Here is a 14,432-nt window from a genome sequence, read left to right as displayed (position 1 = left end):
AACCCACCGCGTAAAAGACCTAAGGATTATTGATGTTCAAAGTGTTACGCGACTGGATTCAGCGCTACTTCTCCGATGAGGAGGCGGTGGTGCTGGCGGTGCTGCTGTTCCTTGCCTTCACCGCGGTGCTTACCCTCGGCGGCATGCTCGCGCCGGTATTGGCCGGGATGGTGCTGGCGTATCTGATGCAAGGCCTGGTCGTCGCCCTTGAGCGCCTGCGAATGCCGGGTGCGGCGGCGGTGGGGCTGGTGTTTGCGCTGTTCATGGGCGTGTTGCTGGTGTTCATCGTGGTGGTCGTGCCGTTGCTCTGGCACCAGTTGATCACGCTGTTCAACGAGCTGCCGGGGATGCTCGCCAAGTGGCAGTCGTTGCTGCTGTTGCTGCCTGAACGCTATCCGCACCTGGTCTCCGACGAGCAGGTGCTGCAGGCGATCGAAGTGGCGCGTGGCGAAATCGGCAAGTTCGGACAATGGGCTTTGACCTTTTCCCTGTCGAGTCTGCCGCTGCTGGTCAACATCATGATCTACCTGGTGCTGGTGCCGATCCTGGTGTTCTTCTTCCTCAAGGATCGGGCCATGATCGGCGAGTGGGTACGGGGCTATCTGCCCCGTGAGCGGGCGCTGATCACCCGGGTTGCTCAGGAAATGAACCGACAGATCGCCAACTACATTCGCGGCAAGGTCATCGAGATCGTGATCTGTGGCGGCGTGACCTATATCGCGTTCGTCGCCCTCGGCCTCAACTATGCGGCGCTGCTGGCGTTGCTGGTAGGCGTGTCGGTGGTCGTGCCGTACGTCGGCGCGGTGGTGGTGACCGTGCCGGTGCTGCTGATCGCGCTGTTCCAGTGGGGCTGGAGCGATCAGTTCATCTACCTGATGGCGGTCTACGGGATCATTCAGACGCTGGATGGCAACGTGCTGGTGCCGTTGCTGTTTTCTGAAGCGGTCAACCTGCACCCGGTGGCAATCATCTGCGCGGTGCTGTTGTTTGGCGGGCTGTGGGGTTTCTGGGGGGTGTTCTTTGCGATTCCATTGGCGACGCTGTTCAAGGCCGTGCTGGATGCGTGGCCGCGCAAGGAACCTGTTGTAGCTCCATTGCTATAAAAGCAAGAAGATCGCAGCCTTCAGCAGCTCCTACAGGCAATGCATTCCCGATGCAGGAGTCGCCGCAAGCTGCGATCTTTCGATCTTCAGGCTTTATTCAGGGCCTGAGCTGCAGCCAAAACGGCATCCACATGCCCCGGCACTTTCACGCCGCGCCATTCCTGACGTAGCACGCCGTCCTTATCAATCAGGAACGTGCTGCGATCAACGCCAAGATATTCCTTGCCGTAGAGTTTCTTCAGCTTGATCACGTCGAACAGCTGGCAGACGGCTTCGTCCTTGTCGCTGATCAGCTCGAACGGAAACTCCTGCTTGCACTTGAAGTTCTCGTGGGACTTCAGGCTGTCGCGGGAGATACCGAAGATTTCCGTGTTGGCAGCCTTGAACGCCGCGTACTGGTCACGAAAGCCCTGGCCTTCAGTGGTGCAGCCCGGGGTGCTGTCCTTCGGATAGAAGTAGATCACCACTTGCTGACCCTTCAGGGCAGACAGGCTGACGGTTTGCCCGCTGGTGGCAGGTGCTTCGAAATCCGCAACGGGTTGGTCGATGACAACGGCCATGAGAGCTTCCTTACATTGGGTTTTGTGGGCGCCAAGGCTCGATGAGGGCATCCAGGTTCATCGCGTCGGCGAAATCCAGGAACTGGTCGCGCAGCCAACTGATCTGGGTGCCGGCCGGCAGCGTCACGGTGAATGTGGCGTTGAGCATGGTGCCGCCGGTCTGCGGGGCCTGATAGGTATCGCAGGTCAGGTTTTCCAGCTCGACGTTGTGGTCCATGAAGAACTGGCACAGCTCATTGATGATGTCCGGGCGATACGCCGAGCTGACGTAGGCCACATACGGCAGCGCCTGCGGGCGATTTTCCAGCGCCGCGCTGCGCACCACATTGACGGTGAACGCGTGACGCTTGGCCAGGGTCGGCAGGCTGCCTTCGAGGCGGGCCAGGGCGTCCCAACTGCCGGAGATCTCCAGCACCAGGGCACTGCACTCGCCGTGGCGGGTCAGGCGGGAGGTGACGACGGCGCAGCGATTTTCATGGCTGGCGCGGCACAGGACGTTAGTCAGCTCCATGGGGTTGGCGCCAAGGGCACTGATGACAAGGAATTGTTCGCGAACTGTGGGGGTGGACATGCAGCATTCCTAAAGCGATGAGCGGTCGGTAGGTCGATGGGCGTTGAGCGTCGGGATGCGTCTGCGTGTGCCGATTCAGAAAGCCCCGGGCCACGGCTCGCAATTCGCTCCAATAATAGTGGAGCGTGCCGCAGCGACGCTGGAACGGGACCTGGGAGGCCGAAAAGGGAGACTGGAACCCGGCGTACAAGCTGATCGGTACCGATCAAAGTCTGAAGGGTAGCGAAAACCGACGCCAAGGGGAATGGCGGCGCAGTACTTCGCTTGTGCAAGCATCTTGGCGCCAGTACCATTACCGCTCTCTTTTTCCGGCAGGAGCGTTTTCATGATTCGGGGCAGTATGGTGGCACTGGTCACACCCATGGATGCACAAGGGCGTCTTGACTGGGACAGCCTCCGAAAACTCGTGGACTTCCACCTTGAAAACGGCACCCATGCCATTGTCGCGGTCGGTACCACCGGCGAATCGGCGACGCTTGATGTAGAAGAACACATCGCCGTCATCAAAGCCGTGGTCAAGCAGGTTGCCGGGCGCATCCCGGTAATCGCCGGTACTGGCGCCAATTCGACTCGCGAAGCTGTCGAACTGACCCGCAACGCCAAGGAAGCCGGCGCCGACGCCTGCCTGCTGGTCGTGCCGTACTACAACAAGCCGACCCAGGAAGGCCTGTACCAGCACTTCAAGCACATTGCCGAAGCGGTCGACATTCCACAGATTCTCTACAACGTTCCCGGCCGCACCTCCTGCGACATGCAGGCCGAGACCGTGATTCGCCTGTCCACCGTGCCGAACATCATCGGCATCAAGGAAGCCACCGGCGACCTGAAACGCGCCAAAGCCATCATCGACGGCGTGAGCAAGGACTTCATCGTGCTGTCCGGCGATGATCCGACCGCCGTCGAACTGATCCTGCTGGGTGGCAAAGGCAACATCTCCGTGACTGCCAATGTCGCCCCGCGCGAAATGGCTGACCTGTGCGAGGCGGCGCTGAAGGGCGACGCCGATACCGCACGGGCGATCAACGAAAAACTGATGCCGTTGCACAAGGACCTGTTCATCGAAGCCAACCCGATTCCGGTGAAATGGGCTTTGGTCGAAATGGGCCTGATGCACGAAGGCATCCGCCTGCCGTTGACCTGGCTGAGCGCTCCTTGTCATGAAACGCTTCGCACGGCCCTGCGCCAGTGCAGCGTCCTGGTTTAATTGAGGAAGTACAACGCATGAAGCGAATGGCCGGACTTTCCGCACTTGCCTTGATTATCTCCAGCACCAGTGGCTGCGGATGGGTCTGGGGCCCGGAAGGTTATTTCCGTGACCGTGGTAGCGATTACCTGGAAGCGCAACAGACTGCACCGATGCAACTGCCACCGAACGTCAGCACCTCCAAGCGTCTGGATCCGCTGTTGCCGATCCCGCGCAACGTGGCCGATGACACGGCCAAGGGCGAATACGTGGTGCCGCGTCCGCAACCGCTGACGGCGGTTGCCGATGCCAGCGACTACTCGCTGCAGAAGAGCGGTGACTCGCGTTGGGTCGTGGCCCAGCACCCACCGGCCGAAGTCTGGCCAGTGGCGGTGCAGTTCTTCCAGGACAACGGTTTCCGTCTGGATGAACAGCGCCCGCAAACCGGCGAGTTCACCACCACCTGGCAGCATTCCGACGAGCTGTCCGCGGCCATGGCCAAGCGCCTGAGCGCAGCCGGTGTCGGCGCCGACAGCGAAACCCGCGTGCGGGTACGCATCGAGCCAGGCGTGCAGCGCAACACCAGTGAAATCTACGTGGTCAGCGCCGAGCGTCCTGCCGGCAGCACTGCCGACGTCGATTTCACCAACCGCTCGGTCAACACTGGCCTGGACGCAGCACTGGTCGACGACATGCTCGCGAGCATGAGCCGGATTGCCGAGAAGGGCGGTTCGGTGTCGATGCTGGCTTCGCGTGATTTCGATACCCCAAGCCGTGTCAGCCTCAGCGAAGACGGCAGCGGCAACCCGGTACTGAACGTCGGTCCGGACCTGGATCGTGCCTGGTCGAGCGTCGGTCGTGCGCTGGAGCAAGGGCAATGGCGCGTTGAAGACATCAACCGCAGCCTGGGCCTGTACTACATCAACCTGGCCGAAAAAGCCGAGAAGAAAGACGACAAGCCTGGTTTCTTCAGCAGCCTGTTCGGCAGTGCGCCGACCAAGGAAGAAGTTGAAGCCCGCGCCGAGCGTTATCAGGTTCGCCTGAGCAAGGTCGGTGAGAACGTTCAGGTAACCGTCGAGAAGAACATCAATACCGTTGCGCCGGCCGATGTGGCCCGCAAAGTGTTGAGCGTGATTCAGGACAACCTGGGCTGATCACATGCGCTTTGCCGTTCTCGGCAGCGGTAGCCAAGGGAACGGCACGCTGATCGCCAGCGCTGATACGTTTGTGCTGGTGGATTGTGGTTTTTCCCTGCGGGAAACCGAAAAACGCCTGTTGCGCCTGGGTGTGCACCCGGCGCAGCTGAGCGCGATACTCGTAACCCACGAACATGCCGACCACGTGCATGGCGTGGGTTTGCTGTCTCGGCGCTACAATCTGCCGGTCTACCTCAGTCGCGGCACACTGCGCGGGATGCGCAAACCGATCGAACCCGCAGGCTTTCTGGCCGGCGGCGAGCAGTTACAGATCGGCGCACTGAGCATCGGGGTCATTGCCGTGGCCCATGATGCGCATGAGCCGACCCAGTACGTATTCAGTGATCACGAGCAGCGGCGCTTCGGCCTGCTGACCGACCTGGGTTCCTACTGCGAGCGGGTGCTGGACGGCTATCGGGATCTCGATGCATTGATGATCGAGTCCAACCATTGCCGCGACATGCTGGCCCGTGGTCATTACCCCTACTTTCTCAAGCAGCGGGTGGGCGGCGAGCTGGGACATTTGAACAACCATCAGGCGGCATTCCTGGTGGCCGAGTTGGGGTGGCAGGGCTTGCAGCATCTGGTTCTCGCCCACCTGAGCAGCAAGAACAACCTGCCGCAGCTGGCCCGGCAATGTTTCGTCGACACCCTCGGGTGCGACCCGGACTGGCTGCAACTGGCCGATCAAGATTCAGGGCTCGACTGGCGCCATATCGCCTAGCCCATCTACTTAGCAAGCGGAGCCCATCATGGAAAAACGTGAAGAACTCTACCGCGGCAAAGCCAAATCGGTTTACAAGACCGACGACGCTGACCGCTTGATCCTGCTGTTTCGCAACGACACCTCGGCGTTCGACGGCAAGCGCATCGAGCAGCTCGACCGCAAAGGCATGGTGAACAACAAGTTCAACGCCTTCATCATGCAGAAACTCGAAGCGGCCGGCATCCCGACCCAATTCGACAAACTGCTGGGCGACAACGAGTGCCTGGTGAAGAAGCTGGACATGATCCCGGTCGAGTGCGTCGTGCGTAACTACGCCGCCGGCAGCCTGGTCAAGCGTCTGGGCGTCGAAGAGGGCATGAAGCTCAACCCGTACACCTTCGAACTGTTCCTGAAGGACGACGCCAAGGGTGACCCGTTCATCAACGAATCCCACGTCGTGGCGTTCGGTTGGGGCACCGCCGAGCAACTGGCGCGCATGAAAGAACTGTCGCTCAAGGTCAACGAAGTCCTGAGCAAACTGTTCGACGACGCCGGCCTGCTGCTGGTGGACTTCAAGCTTGAATTCGGTGTGTTCAGCGACGGCTCCATCGTCCTGGGTGACGAGTTCAGCCCGGACGGCTGCCGTCTGTGGGACAAGGACACCAAGAAGAAGATGGACAAGGACCGCTTCCGCCAGGGCCTCGGTGACGTTATCGAAGCCTACGAAGAAGTCGCCAATCGTCTGGGTGTACCGCTTTAATCGACGCAAGCATCTGATAGCACGGAGAAATTTTCGAAAGAGGGTTTGCTTTCGGTAAAAGTGTTGTTATGATGCGCGCCGTTGGAGAGATGCCAGAGTGGCCGAATGGGACGGATTCGAAATCCGTTGTACCTTCACCGGTACCTAGGGTTCGAATCCCTATCTCTCCGCCATTATTGAATAAGACTAAGCCCCCGTAATCATTGATGATTACGGGGGCTTTTTCGTTTTCACGGACAGAATTAGGGCAGATTTAGGGCAAAAACTGCCCGTTCTAAGCCACCGCTGCCCGCTCTGCGCCGTTTTCTTCAGCGCCTAAGCCCACCATTTCGAAAGCTCAGCGTGAATGCTCTTTTCACGAAATTATGGATAGCGGTGAACGGGAAGGCCTAGGTAGAATCAGCCGCCAATTTACGGAGGTGTAGCGTGAGCGAAAGCAAAGGATTGGCGAAGGCGTCGATTCACCTGGTGGGTCATATCATGGTTGGCACCGCAATGTTCGCTATCGTGGCTGGCGTTGCTACGGCACTTGAGCTGTTCGTTCACTGGCTCCAGACCATTGGTGCGAGCGAAACTCTGGTGACTGTGCTGGGATGGGTTGAGCGCCTTCTGTTGGCACTCGACGTTGGGCTTTTTGTGATAATGTTATTAGGTGCCACTTGGAAATACATCCGAGAAATCTGGATTGAGGCTACCGAAAAATGAGCATGCTGAAAGACGAGTTCCTGAAAGCAGCGAGAGAAACTCCTCGCATGTTTTTCGCTCCTTTGGTCGGAGCGATTGAGGCCGTTTGGCGTGAGTTTGACGACTCAGCAAAAAAAACTGATGAGAAGAAGAGCGGAAAAAAGGTTGTTATTTATCCTCGTAGCTACCGTCGCTTCAGAAAGGCGGCCCACAAAGCTCGTGTTGAGGCAGTAAAGGCAGCTGAAAAAACGGTATAACCGTGTATTCAGCCGCTCGCTGTCGTGCATTCAATACAATCAAATTGGCCGTTCAGCGCCATCCTTTTTAGCGCCAAATCCCATCATCTCGGAGACCATCGCCGCCATGCTTTTGGTGTCTGACGGTATCCAGCGCCCGTAGTGTCTCTTCACCATGGTGGTATCACTGTGACCTAGCTGGCGGGCCACCCATTCGACCGGAACATAGCTCGACAAAGCCTGGCTCGCGAACGTGTGACGGCACTGGTTAGCTCCACGGTGGCGAACCTCGGCTTTGGTCAAGTGGGCAGTGAACCAGTTACTGATGGTTTTGCCGCTCCATAGCAGGCCACTTGTAGAGCTGCGGAAAAGGAGCCTCACTTTCATTTTCTTGGAGGTGATGTTGTCACGCTGGATAACAGTGATCTCTTCGGCTTTTACATCCTTAGCGGCGGCCATAATCTCCCTCATGAGTTCGAGAGCAGGGCCTATCAGTTCAACGACTCTGACCCTGGAGCGCTCTTTGGGGACTTTGAATTCTCCCACAACCAATGCCCGTCGGATGTATACCAGTCCGGCTTCAAGATCGACGTCTTCAACGGCCAGTCCGATAAGCTCCGACAAAGACAGCCCGGTCCAGCAGTTGAACTCAATCATTCGGGCGTCAGCTCGTCTGTCCGGATCCGCTTTGCCGATCAACTCAATCTCTGTGCGACTGAAGGGATCGGCGTGCTCGAGGTCGACGTCCGAACCGACGTTGCTGATTCGGTCCAGTGGGTTGGCTTTCAAAATACCGTCGCCAAAGGCGTCAGCCCAGACTCCTCGGACGACGGTGAAGATGTCGTTCACTGTCTTTGGGGATAGGCCTTGCTTCAGCAGTTGCGCTTGAAACAGTTCTATATCGCTCTTGCTGATGTCCACGATTCGGCGTTTGCCGAATTTGTTTTCGACGTGCTTGGCCTTGCTGATGTAGTTAACGACGGTACTTGATGCTTTGAGTGCGCGCTGAACCTCCAGCCATCGGTCGATACCTTCCTTCACGGTGCGCTTAAGAGACGGTCCGCCTGTCCCTGTGAACATTGCTGCCCTGGGAGAGTTGGGAAAGTGGGCCGCATAGTCAAAGCGGCCCTCTTTGATCTCTGCAAGGATTGTGCGGCGTTTGTTGTCGGCATAGGCAATCGCAGCTTTGTTAACCTTCGAGATCCCCTCAAGTGGTTCCCGGCATCGCTGGCCATTGAAGATGAACCAGATGCGCAGCTGTTTGCCGTTCATCTCGACACCTGTGGGCATCTTGTCACTCATGGTTGACCTGCCATCCACTTTTCAATTGCTTCCTTGTTGTAAACCAGCACATTGGCGGGGTCGGTTCGGTAGTGCTTGCCCTCAAGCCAAAGTCCGCGAGAGCGATACTTGCGGACTGCTTCTGTGCTGAGTCCAAACACTGGGTAAAGCAAGTCTTGGCGGAACCAGGCTCCCGGGTTGATGTAGAGATCAATCTTCTCAGCTGCACTCATACTGCCGCCCTCCAGCCATGTACTGGCATATGGGGGCGAGCGGTGGGATGCTGCCTAAAGCTTGAATTAGTCAGGTTTTCAAGTTCATGGACGAGGCTTGTGGAAGTGTTCAAACTGCTTTTTTGAGTAATGGCTAGGAGCCATTTATGTGGTCCGCAGAGATCAAGATCAACACCAGCACGTTGTACAAAATAATCCTCTCTCCTCCTGGTAGCCTGTGTCTTGGGGTAGTGATTACGCTTCTTCTCAAAGGCTGGTCTAGTGAAAGTGCAGCTGCTTGGGTTCAGGCGATCGGAGGCATTGCAGCTGTAGGTGCGGCTTTCTACATTGGGAACAAACAGGCAAGAGATACGGCTCGCGCTCGCCGGCAGCGCGATGAAGTTATATTTCGACTGGTATGCGGTATTGCCAAGCGAGCAGCTGAGGTCAGCCACGTGCTGTTCGTTAACTTTGATTCGCTGCATGAGTCTGATACTGCCAAGCGAGTCGAGGTTTTGACTGAGGCCGAAGAGCATTTGATGGCTATGAAAGTTGTCAGCCCGGTTGACCTCCCGTTGCCGGAAATGGTCGAGCCGTTTATGGCTATTCGCGGCGCTTTGGAGAAGGCCACAGTAATGGCCAGACTTCTCTCTGAACCTCAGGTGGATCGTATGAGGTGCGCAACGGTGCTGGCTCATAGCTCCCAAAAGATCAAGATTGCGGCCGACGCCTTGATGAGTATGGAGCTTGTCAGCGACTAATTGAGCTTGCTTATACCCCACAACAGGCTGCGCGGGCGGGCGATTCTGAGCGATTAGCGTTGCATTGGGTGTAGCTGCCTCGCGCAGCTTTTCGTGGGGTATAAGCGCCTCGGTGGTGCTGCTGGAAGAGGCAATAATGCCTGCTGCTTCGCAGCAGAGACTGTTTGTTTCTAGTGTGTCGACGCCTGTTTCTTTGCAGAGCAAAGCGGTCGTGGATTGGGTGTTGTGCCGGTCCTTTTGCATGCCGCTTTCCTCTGAGGTTTGGTTGCGCGTTGGTTCGTCAGCCGCTGGTAAAGCGTGTGCCGTGTAGCGGGGGTTGCCGGGTTGAGTGAGGTTCTCGGTCATGCTGCGTCTCCTGCATTGAAAGGAGCCAATTGCTGAGCCATGTCGAGTGCCTTATCACGTAGTACGCGGGTGTCGCGCTCCAGCTTTTTACCGGTGCGGAAGGCACTGAATGTTTCTGCGGCAATCCGGAGTTTTTCGGCGATTTCCAGCAGTGCAAGATGTTCAGGGCCACCGAATGCCAGCGCTCCCTCCAGACGTTTGCTGTAGTGCGCCAAGCGGGTACGTTCGGCCGTGATGAAGTGGAGGGACGCCTTCAATTCGCGAATGTTCTTGGCGCTTGCGGCGTGCTGGATCTCTTGCCCTTCCTCCACGCCGGTAGATTTGCCGTCGCTGTAACCCATTCTGTAGCCCGCCCAGACAAGGAGGGCGGCGAGGGCGATTAGGGCGATGAGTGCGCAGATCTGAATTGCGGTCATGTGGTGTGCTCCTGGTGATGTCATTGGCTGGTGGTGGCAGCCGCTCTGTTTGTGGTTGTTACTCGTTGGTGTCGTCCTGCTGCCGTTGCATGTCTTCGTCAGCTTTGTAGGCACGGATGTCGATCAGGGAGGCGACGTGCCTGATGTGTGCGTACTTCGGTGCCTTGCGGCTGGTGTCCAGCGTGGTGATTGGGAGCTGGATGCGGCCGCTGCTGATCTCGGCCACGAACGATTGCTCATTGAGGTTGCGAAAGTACTGCTCACGCACTTTGTCGAGCGGGATCAGGACGTCGCCAAAGATGCGGTAAAGCAGTTCGACGGTGGCTGATTCCGGCGCCGGGTGCAGGCGCAGCGGGTTTTGTGCTGTGTTACTCATGGCTTTGTTGGGCCTCCTTGCGTTGTTTTTTGGCCGGGTGGTTCCAGGCGTTCAAGCAGTGCGTTCTGGTCAGCTCGCGCAGATGTTCGGGCACTTCGAGGAGCGCGGCGTTGCGCTCCTCTCGTGTCCGCATAGCGATGATCTGGCGGGCGTATTCCCTAGGCCACGTCACGGCTGTCTGCCGGGATTGCAGGCAGATCGATACCCAACTGTTCCGCTAGCCAGCGGATGCCAGGTTGTTTCACCTTGGTCGACTGGCTGTACTGCATGCCGAGCTGATCGTGGTACCACTGGCCGTCCTTGATTCGCAGGAAGTCGCGATCACGGTTGGGATAGGCCGGTAGGTTCCGCTCGTTAAGCAGACCTTTTTCACGCATGCGTGCGATGAGCTTCGGCCGAGTCAGACCGAGGTGGGTTGCGGCTTGGGCGAGGGTGCGTTCCATGGTGTGCCCCTCATGCCGCGTGCGCAGCTGGAGTTGCCGCTGCAGCAAGGTGGTTAATGGATTCGCTGACCTTGCCGTAGATCTCGACATCGCTGCCGTACACGGTGAAGCAACGCGTGTGTGGGCTTTTGTTACCGATGCTCAGGATGGTGGTGACACCTGATCGAGAGTGAGTGCGATGAAGCGCGACGATTAGTGGGTAGTCGAAACCCATGTCGAGGCTCAGCACGCCGCCGGTGCGTACCAGCTCGAACACCCGCTGCTTATCCGATACCTCAAAGCGGCCGTATTCGCGGCTGGCGTGGGGGCGATGCAGCAGGTCGCTGGTATTGCTCGCGTCGAACGGGCCGTTGGCGATTTCTTCGATGAAGTCGGCCAGCTTGAGATGCATCTTCTTTTCGTTCGGCAGGGTCAGCGTGTGGCGTTCGCTGCCCAGCTCCACGACGAAGGTGCTTTCCGAGATGCCACGTTCAACCTTGAGGCGAAACGCCAGGCACTCGCGCCTAGGCGCGGTCCGTAGAACGTGGTTGAAAGTCTCGGTCAGGTTGACCTGAGCATTGAGCAGCTGCAGGGTGCGGTTGTCGATTTTGTACTTGATCATGCTGCATGCCCTCCGCCGTTCGGATTGACTGGGGCAGGAGAGGTGCGTGCTGTCAGCTTCGGTTTGCTGATGGCGAACGCGCAGCCGCACTCGCGGGCTAGGCGCCGGATCTCAAAGATTTGGAAGGGGTTGGCAGCGGCCGGGTGGACGTGCAGGGTTGCTGTGGTGTGCATGGTGTTGCCTCGCTCTGTGGTGGAAGAGTGAGGCAAATATTAACCATAAAGGTTAACTATGCAACAATAAATTAACCCTTTTTCTACAAGCCTAGCTTGCTTTCGATATAGGTTTGGAGGATGCCGACACCGAGATCTGTTGCGTGCGAGCCGAGTCCAAGCAGGAATTTCTTGATTTTTTGTTTCGCTCCGAGCCTTTCTGGATCCGGTATACCGGGATCGGCTAACTCATGGACTGCTGATTCCAGACTCGCTTTCGACTTGCCACCAAACTGGCTAATCAGTTCGATGATTTTAAGGTCTTCAGTGCCGAGATATTGATTGCCGCGAATCTCTTGGGAAATTGCAATATTTGCAATATTTATTATTTGATTGCTTACGTTTGGTGGCGGGGCGATGTTGAAGTTGCTTTGAAGTCCCGTAGCCGTTGTGGTGCTAAAAGAAGATATAGGGCTGCTGTTCAGTACTGAGGGAATTATTGTGTTGACTATGTTTTCAATGAAAAGCTTTTCACTAGAATTTTGAGTTATATCTGCCAGTTCGGACTCCATGCGGTGTCTGAGGGAAAGCAGTTTTATTTCACTTTCGTGCTTTATGTCTAGTTGAAGTCGTTTCGATTCTTTAGCGAATTTAGTAATGATGGAAGTTGCTTCGTTTGGGTTCATTTCAGAGTCGCGCAGTAGTTCTTCCGCTGCGGCAATATCTGTGCTGCATAAGTCCATTAAAGAGGAGAAATCTTTAAACCTATCCTGCATGCTGCTATCAGAATGCTCTTCTTCGCCGTGAAACTCGTATACAGTTCCGTTGTCAGTCGTTCGCTGATCGAGCCGTGTTTTTATTTTTGATACGCGACCTAAGTAGTCTTTGAACAGTTGAAGCAATCTTTCAGTTTGTTCTGACCAAATACGGCCATTAGGTATGTACATCCGAAATATCAGGTTTTTCTCTGTCTCTACTAGAAAATGTTCAGATAGAACATTCATTTCTGCCGTTCGGCTGAAAGGCGTAATGTCTATCTCCATCTCTTCAAGCCAATCTAGCACCGACCGAGCAACAATTTTCGGTAAGCGAGAGTTAACCATGCTTACGTTTGAGATGTTGACTCTGTTAAGTGTGTGCTCGTCGATGAAAACAATATGTCGTACTTTCGATATTCGGGAAAATAATTCTTGTTTAACCAAGTCGTAGCGTTGGTCGTACAGGTTGTGGAATACGTTGTTGCTGATTTTTATAAGGACTGAATTTATTTCGAATACATCGAAATACTGGATGATCGACTCCCAGTTCTCCGGGGTTGATTCTAGAAGCTTTTTTTTGTATTGGCGTTTTGTGGTTGTTAGAAGGTTAAGTGCGCCTTCACCTCCAACTCTTCCAAGAAGTAGAACTAGTGGTTTTTCTGGATTGAGCGAAAATTCTTGATAGTTATAATCGTCAAAAGGTGGTTCATCTGGATAAAGGCCTGAAACCACTTCATCATCTTCAAAGTCATAGTTCAGATCGTTTTCGTCCATTGAGTCAATATTCCTTTTTGGTTAACTATAAGTCAGATATTTTCCATCTTGCTCTACCGCAGATACTCCACTCTTCCGTCATTCGAATGATTCGCTCAGGCCAGTCAGGGTTGAGAGCATACAAGTACTGCTCGCCACCTTCTTGTTTTAGCTGTTTAAGAGTTGCAGCTTGATCTCTGCTTCTCTTCGCGGCTACAAAGTGCCCAGGTAACGCCTCAAGTGAAGGGTCGATTACTATCTTATCCCCCTGCATAAATTTTGGTTCCATACTCATACCCTCTACTCGGAGGATGAACGCGCGGGGACCAACGGGCCCTGGTGCATCGATCCATTCCTCTGCGTCTCTAGGGTCAAAGCTGCCATGAGATTCGCACCAGCTTCCTGCGGCAATTGAACCTATGACTGGCAATTTACGTCCTGTATGGCTTAGCACTGTCGCGTTGTTGAATTCTCCTAGGCCGTAGGGCATGTCGAGATATCCATTGTGCAAATCGAGTGCCTTCTCTATCTCTCGAGCGATTTGATCACCAATGCCTTTGGAGGGGTTTTTACCGCCAAAGGCGCTTACTTGGGCGGGAGCTTTGCCCAAGAGATCAGCGATATCAGTCAAGCGCAGCTTTTTCTCTGCCAAGACTCTTCGGAAATTTTGGAGCCGGGTATCTGAGATTTTCATGAGCCGATTCTGGCCGGATTAACCTAATGGGTGAATGTCCATTCTGGTGTTGCAAAAATTAACCTTAATGGTTAAATTGGGGGCGAGGAGGTACATCGAAATGAAACTGCGTGAATACATAAACCGTTTGAATTCGAATGAGCTGGCGTCTTACGCACAGCGCTGTCGGATAGCAGTCAGCTACCTGCGCCTTCACGTTAAATATGCGAGCAAGGATCCCAGTGTTTCTTTGATCAAATCTTTGGCGCGTGAGAGTGAAGGGTTTGTCTCGTTAGGTGAGGTCTTGGAGCATTTCGGAGTCACTGAAGACGCTACATCTAAAGCTGCATAGTCAGAAAAAAGGCGACCCACAGGCCGCCCAGTTCCTCCCGGCACGCACCACCACAGCGCTGTCGGGTCGCGATAAAGGTAGGCGGGCACACCACATGCAACCACCTCCCTTTATCGCGCTTTTCCAGGGCTCGGAAGCCTTGGTGTTGCTGCCTCTTCCACCACAGATTTGGCAGCTGTTGCGCCAGGGGTGAGCAACGGATTGCTTGCCCCGGCACGGTGCCGGTATCGATCCCTAAGATCTAGCCGGCGTTTGGGCCCTTTCAAGCCACGCGGCAAATGTATCACCACTGCATGTCGCGCGGCACTGG

At 55.7% G+C, this 14,432-nt stretch carries 19 protein-coding genes and 1 tRNA gene; 9 read left to right on the top strand and 11 right to left on the bottom strand.

All coding sequences use genetic code 11. From position 1 onward, the window contains the following. The first annotated feature begins 32 nt into the window (after positions 1 to 32). Positions 33 to 1,103 carry an AI-2E family transporter gene (locus HBN98_RS01850; RefSeq protein ID WP_064586426.1) on the top strand — a complete coding sequence of 357 codons (1,071 nt, stop codon included), beginning with the start codon at positions 33 to 35 and terminating at the stop codon, positions 1,101 to 1,103. Positions 1,104 to 1,189: 86 nt separating this feature from the next. Here HBN98_RS01850 and HBN98_RS01845 read toward each other — a convergent pair whose 3' ends face one another. Then, positions 1,190 to 1,663, bottom strand: coding sequence for a peroxiredoxin (locus HBN98_RS01845; RefSeq protein ID WP_064586427.1), 474 nt, complete (start codon positions 1,661 to 1,663; stop codon positions 1,190 to 1,192). A 10-nt stretch (positions 1,664 to 1,673) separates the two neighbouring features. After that, positions 1,674 to 2,234, bottom strand: a complete 561-nt coding sequence (locus HBN98_RS01840; RefSeq protein WP_007963284.1) for a glycine cleavage system transcriptional repressor — start codon at positions 2,232 to 2,234, stop codon at positions 1,674 to 1,676. A 325-nt stretch (positions 2,235 to 2,559) separates the two neighbouring features. Here HBN98_RS01840 and dapA point away from each other — a divergent pair, with 325 nt between their 5' ends. The 7 genes from dapA (at position 2,560) to HBN98_RS01805 (ending at position 7,020) form a co-directional block, all read left to right on the top strand. Then, positions 2,560 to 3,438 carry a 4-hydroxy-tetrahydrodipicolinate synthase gene (dapA, locus tag HBN98_RS01835; RefSeq protein WP_064586428.1) on the top strand — a complete coding sequence of 293 codons (879 nt, stop codon included), beginning with the start codon at positions 2,560 to 2,562 and terminating at the stop codon, positions 3,436 to 3,438. 17 nt (positions 3,439 to 3,455) lie between these two features. Next, on the top strand, positions 3,456 to 4,571 hold the full coding sequence (gene bamC / locus HBN98_RS01830) for an outer membrane protein assembly factor BamC (RefSeq protein ID WP_064586429.1): 1,116 nt from the start codon (positions 3,456 to 3,458) through the stop codon (positions 4,569 to 4,571). Positions 4,572 to 4,575: 4 nt separating this feature from the next. Then, on the top strand, positions 4,576 to 5,337 hold the full coding sequence (locus HBN98_RS01825) for an MBL fold metallo-hydrolase (RefSeq protein WP_083366746.1): 762 nt from the start codon (positions 4,576 to 4,578) through the stop codon (positions 5,335 to 5,337). 28 nt (positions 5,338 to 5,365) lie between these two features. Further along, complete coding sequence (gene purC / locus HBN98_RS01820) at positions 5,366 to 6,079, top strand: phosphoribosylaminoimidazolesuccinocarboxamide synthase (protein ID WP_007963288.1); 714 nt, start codon at positions 5,366 to 5,368, stop codon at positions 6,077 to 6,079. A gap of 83 nt (positions 6,080 to 6,162) precedes the next feature. Further along, positions 6,163 to 6,252: transfer RNA gene (locus HBN98_RS01815), tRNA-Ser, on the top strand. 253 nt (positions 6,253 to 6,505) lie between these two features. After that, positions 6,506 to 6,784 (top strand): hypothetical protein, encoded by a 279-nt coding sequence (locus tag HBN98_RS01810; protein ID WP_083366745.1) that lies wholly within the window; start codon positions 6,506 to 6,508, stop codon positions 6,782 to 6,784. Next, positions 6,781 to 7,020, top strand: coding sequence for a hypothetical protein (locus HBN98_RS01805; protein WP_083366744.1), 240 nt, complete (start codon positions 6,781 to 6,783; stop codon positions 7,018 to 7,020). The genes HBN98_RS01810 and HBN98_RS01805 overlap by 4 nt, the downstream gene beginning before the upstream one ends. A 39-nt stretch (positions 7,021 to 7,059) precedes the next feature. On the opposite strand, the gene HBN98_RS01800 is transcribed toward HBN98_RS01805, so the two are convergent. From HBN98_RS01800 to HBN98_RS01760, 9 genes are all read right to left on the bottom strand, one after another. Then, positions 7,060 to 8,301 carry an Arm DNA-binding domain-containing protein gene (locus HBN98_RS01800; RefSeq protein WP_083366743.1) on the bottom strand — a complete coding sequence of 414 codons (1,242 nt, stop codon included), beginning with the start codon at positions 8,299 to 8,301 and terminating at the stop codon, positions 7,060 to 7,062. Then, on the bottom strand, positions 8,298 to 8,513 hold the full coding sequence (gene xisR, locus HBN98_RS01795; RefSeq protein ID WP_083366742.1) for an excisionase family protein: 216 nt from the start codon (positions 8,511 to 8,513) through the stop codon (positions 8,298 to 8,300). The genes HBN98_RS01800 and xisR overlap by 4 nt, the downstream gene beginning before the upstream one ends. Next, a complete protein-coding gene (locus HBN98_RS27880) occupies positions 8,510 to 9,598 on the bottom strand; it encodes a hypothetical protein (RefSeq protein ID WP_229754983.1) in 1,089 nt (362 codons plus the stop codon). The genes xisR and HBN98_RS27880 overlap by 4 nt, the downstream gene beginning before the upstream one ends. Then, complete coding sequence (locus HBN98_RS01785) at positions 9,595 to 10,014, bottom strand: hypothetical protein (RefSeq protein ID WP_083366741.1); 420 nt, start codon at positions 10,012 to 10,014, stop codon at positions 9,595 to 9,597. Before HBN98_RS01785 ends, HBN98_RS27880 begins: the two co-directional genes overlap by 4 nt. A 58-nt stretch (positions 10,015 to 10,072) precedes the next feature. After that, the gene (locus HBN98_RS01780) at positions 10,073 to 10,390 is read right to left on the bottom strand and encodes a pyocin activator PrtN family protein (RefSeq protein ID WP_083366740.1); all 318 of its coding nucleotides are present in this window, start codon (positions 10,388 to 10,390) and stop codon (positions 10,073 to 10,075) included. A 158-nt stretch (positions 10,391 to 10,548) separates the two neighbouring features. Continuing rightward, positions 10,549 to 10,833 carry a phage antirepressor KilAC domain-containing protein gene (locus tag HBN98_RS01775; protein WP_083366739.1) on the bottom strand — a complete coding sequence of 95 codons (285 nt, stop codon included), beginning with the start codon at positions 10,831 to 10,833 and terminating at the stop codon, positions 10,549 to 10,551. A 10-nt stretch (positions 10,834 to 10,843) separates the two neighbouring features. Continuing rightward, positions 10,844 to 11,434, bottom strand: coding sequence for a hypothetical protein (locus tag HBN98_RS01770; RefSeq protein ID WP_083366738.1), 591 nt, complete (start codon positions 11,432 to 11,434; stop codon positions 10,844 to 10,846). 256 nt (positions 11,435 to 11,690) lie between these two features. Further along, a complete protein-coding gene (locus tag HBN98_RS01765) occupies positions 11,691 to 13,118 on the bottom strand; it encodes a hypothetical protein (RefSeq protein ID WP_083366737.1) in 1,428 nt (475 codons plus the stop codon). A gap of 25 nt (positions 13,119 to 13,143) precedes the next feature. Next, on the bottom strand, positions 13,144 to 13,791 hold the full coding sequence (locus HBN98_RS01760) for a LexA family protein (RefSeq protein ID WP_083366736.1): 648 nt from the start codon (positions 13,789 to 13,791) through the stop codon (positions 13,144 to 13,146). A 100-nt stretch (positions 13,792 to 13,891) separates the two neighbouring features. Between HBN98_RS01760 and HBN98_RS01755 the strand changes: the two genes are divergently transcribed. Next, the gene (locus tag HBN98_RS01755) at positions 13,892 to 14,122 is read left to right on the top strand and encodes a hypothetical protein (protein WP_083369366.1); all 231 of its coding nucleotides are present in this window, start codon (positions 13,892 to 13,894) and stop codon (positions 14,120 to 14,122) included. Positions 14,123 to 14,432 lie beyond the last annotated feature (310 nt).

It is taken from the genome of Pseudomonas koreensis, from assembly GCF_012986595.1.
GTDB classification, from domain to species: domain Bacteria; phylum Pseudomonadota; class Gammaproteobacteria; order Pseudomonadales; family Pseudomonadaceae; genus Aquipseudomonas; species Aquipseudomonas koreensis.
This window is presented reverse-complemented; position numbering and strand designations above follow the sequence as displayed.

What these genes read in the sequence shown, in the direction of transcription:
- HBN98_RS01850 (WP_064586426.1), top strand. Translation starts at nt 33, where the DNA reads ATGTTCAAAGTGTTACGCGACTGGATTCAGCGCTACTTCTCCGATGAG.
- HBN98_RS01845 (WP_064586427.1), bottom strand. Translation starts at nt 1,663, where the DNA reads ATGGCCGTTGTCATCGACCAACCCGTTGCGGATTTCGAAGCACCTGCC.
- HBN98_RS01840 (WP_007963284.1), bottom strand. Translation starts at nt 2,234, where the DNA reads ATGTCCACCCCCACAGTTCGCGAACAATTCCTTGTCATCAGTGCCCTT.
- dapA (WP_064586428.1), top strand. Translation starts at nt 2,560, where the DNA reads ATGATTCGGGGCAGTATGGTGGCACTGGTCACACCCATGGATGCACAA.
- bamC (WP_064586429.1), top strand. Translation starts at nt 3,456, where the DNA reads ATGAAGCGAATGGCCGGACTTTCCGCACTTGCCTTGATTATCTCCAGC.
- HBN98_RS01825 (WP_083366746.1), top strand. Translation starts at nt 4,576, where the DNA reads ATGCGCTTTGCCGTTCTCGGCAGCGGTAGCCAAGGGAACGGCACGCTG.
- purC (WP_007963288.1), top strand. Translation starts at nt 5,366, where the DNA reads ATGGAAAAACGTGAAGAACTCTACCGCGGCAAAGCCAAATCGGTTTAC.
- HBN98_RS01805 (WP_083366744.1), top strand. Translation starts at nt 6,781, where the DNA reads ATGAGCATGCTGAAAGACGAGTTCCTGAAAGCAGCGAGAGAAACTCCT.
- HBN98_RS01800 (WP_083366743.1), bottom strand. Translation starts at nt 8,301, where the DNA reads ATGAGTGACAAGATGCCCACAGGTGTCGAGATGAACGGCAAACAGCTG.
- xisR (WP_083366742.1), bottom strand. Translation starts at nt 8,513, where the DNA reads ATGAGTGCAGCTGAGAAGATTGATCTCTACATCAACCCGGGAGCCTGG.
- HBN98_RS27880 (WP_229754983.1), bottom strand. Translation starts at nt 9,598, where the DNA reads ATGACCGAGAACCTCACTCAACCCGGCAACCCCCGCTACACGGCACAC.
- HBN98_RS01785 (WP_083366741.1), bottom strand. Translation starts at nt 10,014, where the DNA reads ATGACCGCAATTCAGATCTGCGCACTCATCGCCCTAATCGCCCTCGCC.
- HBN98_RS01780 (WP_083366740.1), bottom strand. Translation starts at nt 10,390, where the DNA reads ATGAGTAACACAGCACAAAACCCGCTGCGCCTGCACCCGGCGCCGGAA.
- HBN98_RS01775 (WP_083366739.1), bottom strand. Translation starts at nt 10,833, where the DNA reads ATGGAACGCACCCTCGCCCAAGCCGCAACCCACCTCGGTCTGACTCGG.
- HBN98_RS01770 (WP_083366738.1), bottom strand. Translation starts at nt 11,434, where the DNA reads ATGATCAAGTACAAAATCGACAACCGCACCCTGCAGCTGCTCAATGCT.
- HBN98_RS01765 (WP_083366737.1), bottom strand. Translation starts at nt 13,118, where the DNA reads ATGGACGAAAACGATCTGAACTATGACTTTGAAGATGATGAAGTGGTT.
- HBN98_RS01760 (WP_083366736.1), bottom strand. Translation starts at nt 13,791, where the DNA reads ATGAAAATCTCAGATACCCGGCTCCAAAATTTCCGAAGAGTCTTGGCA.
- HBN98_RS01755 (WP_083369366.1), top strand. Translation starts at nt 13,892, where the DNA reads ATGAAACTGCGTGAATACATAAACCGTTTGAATTCGAATGAGCTGGCG.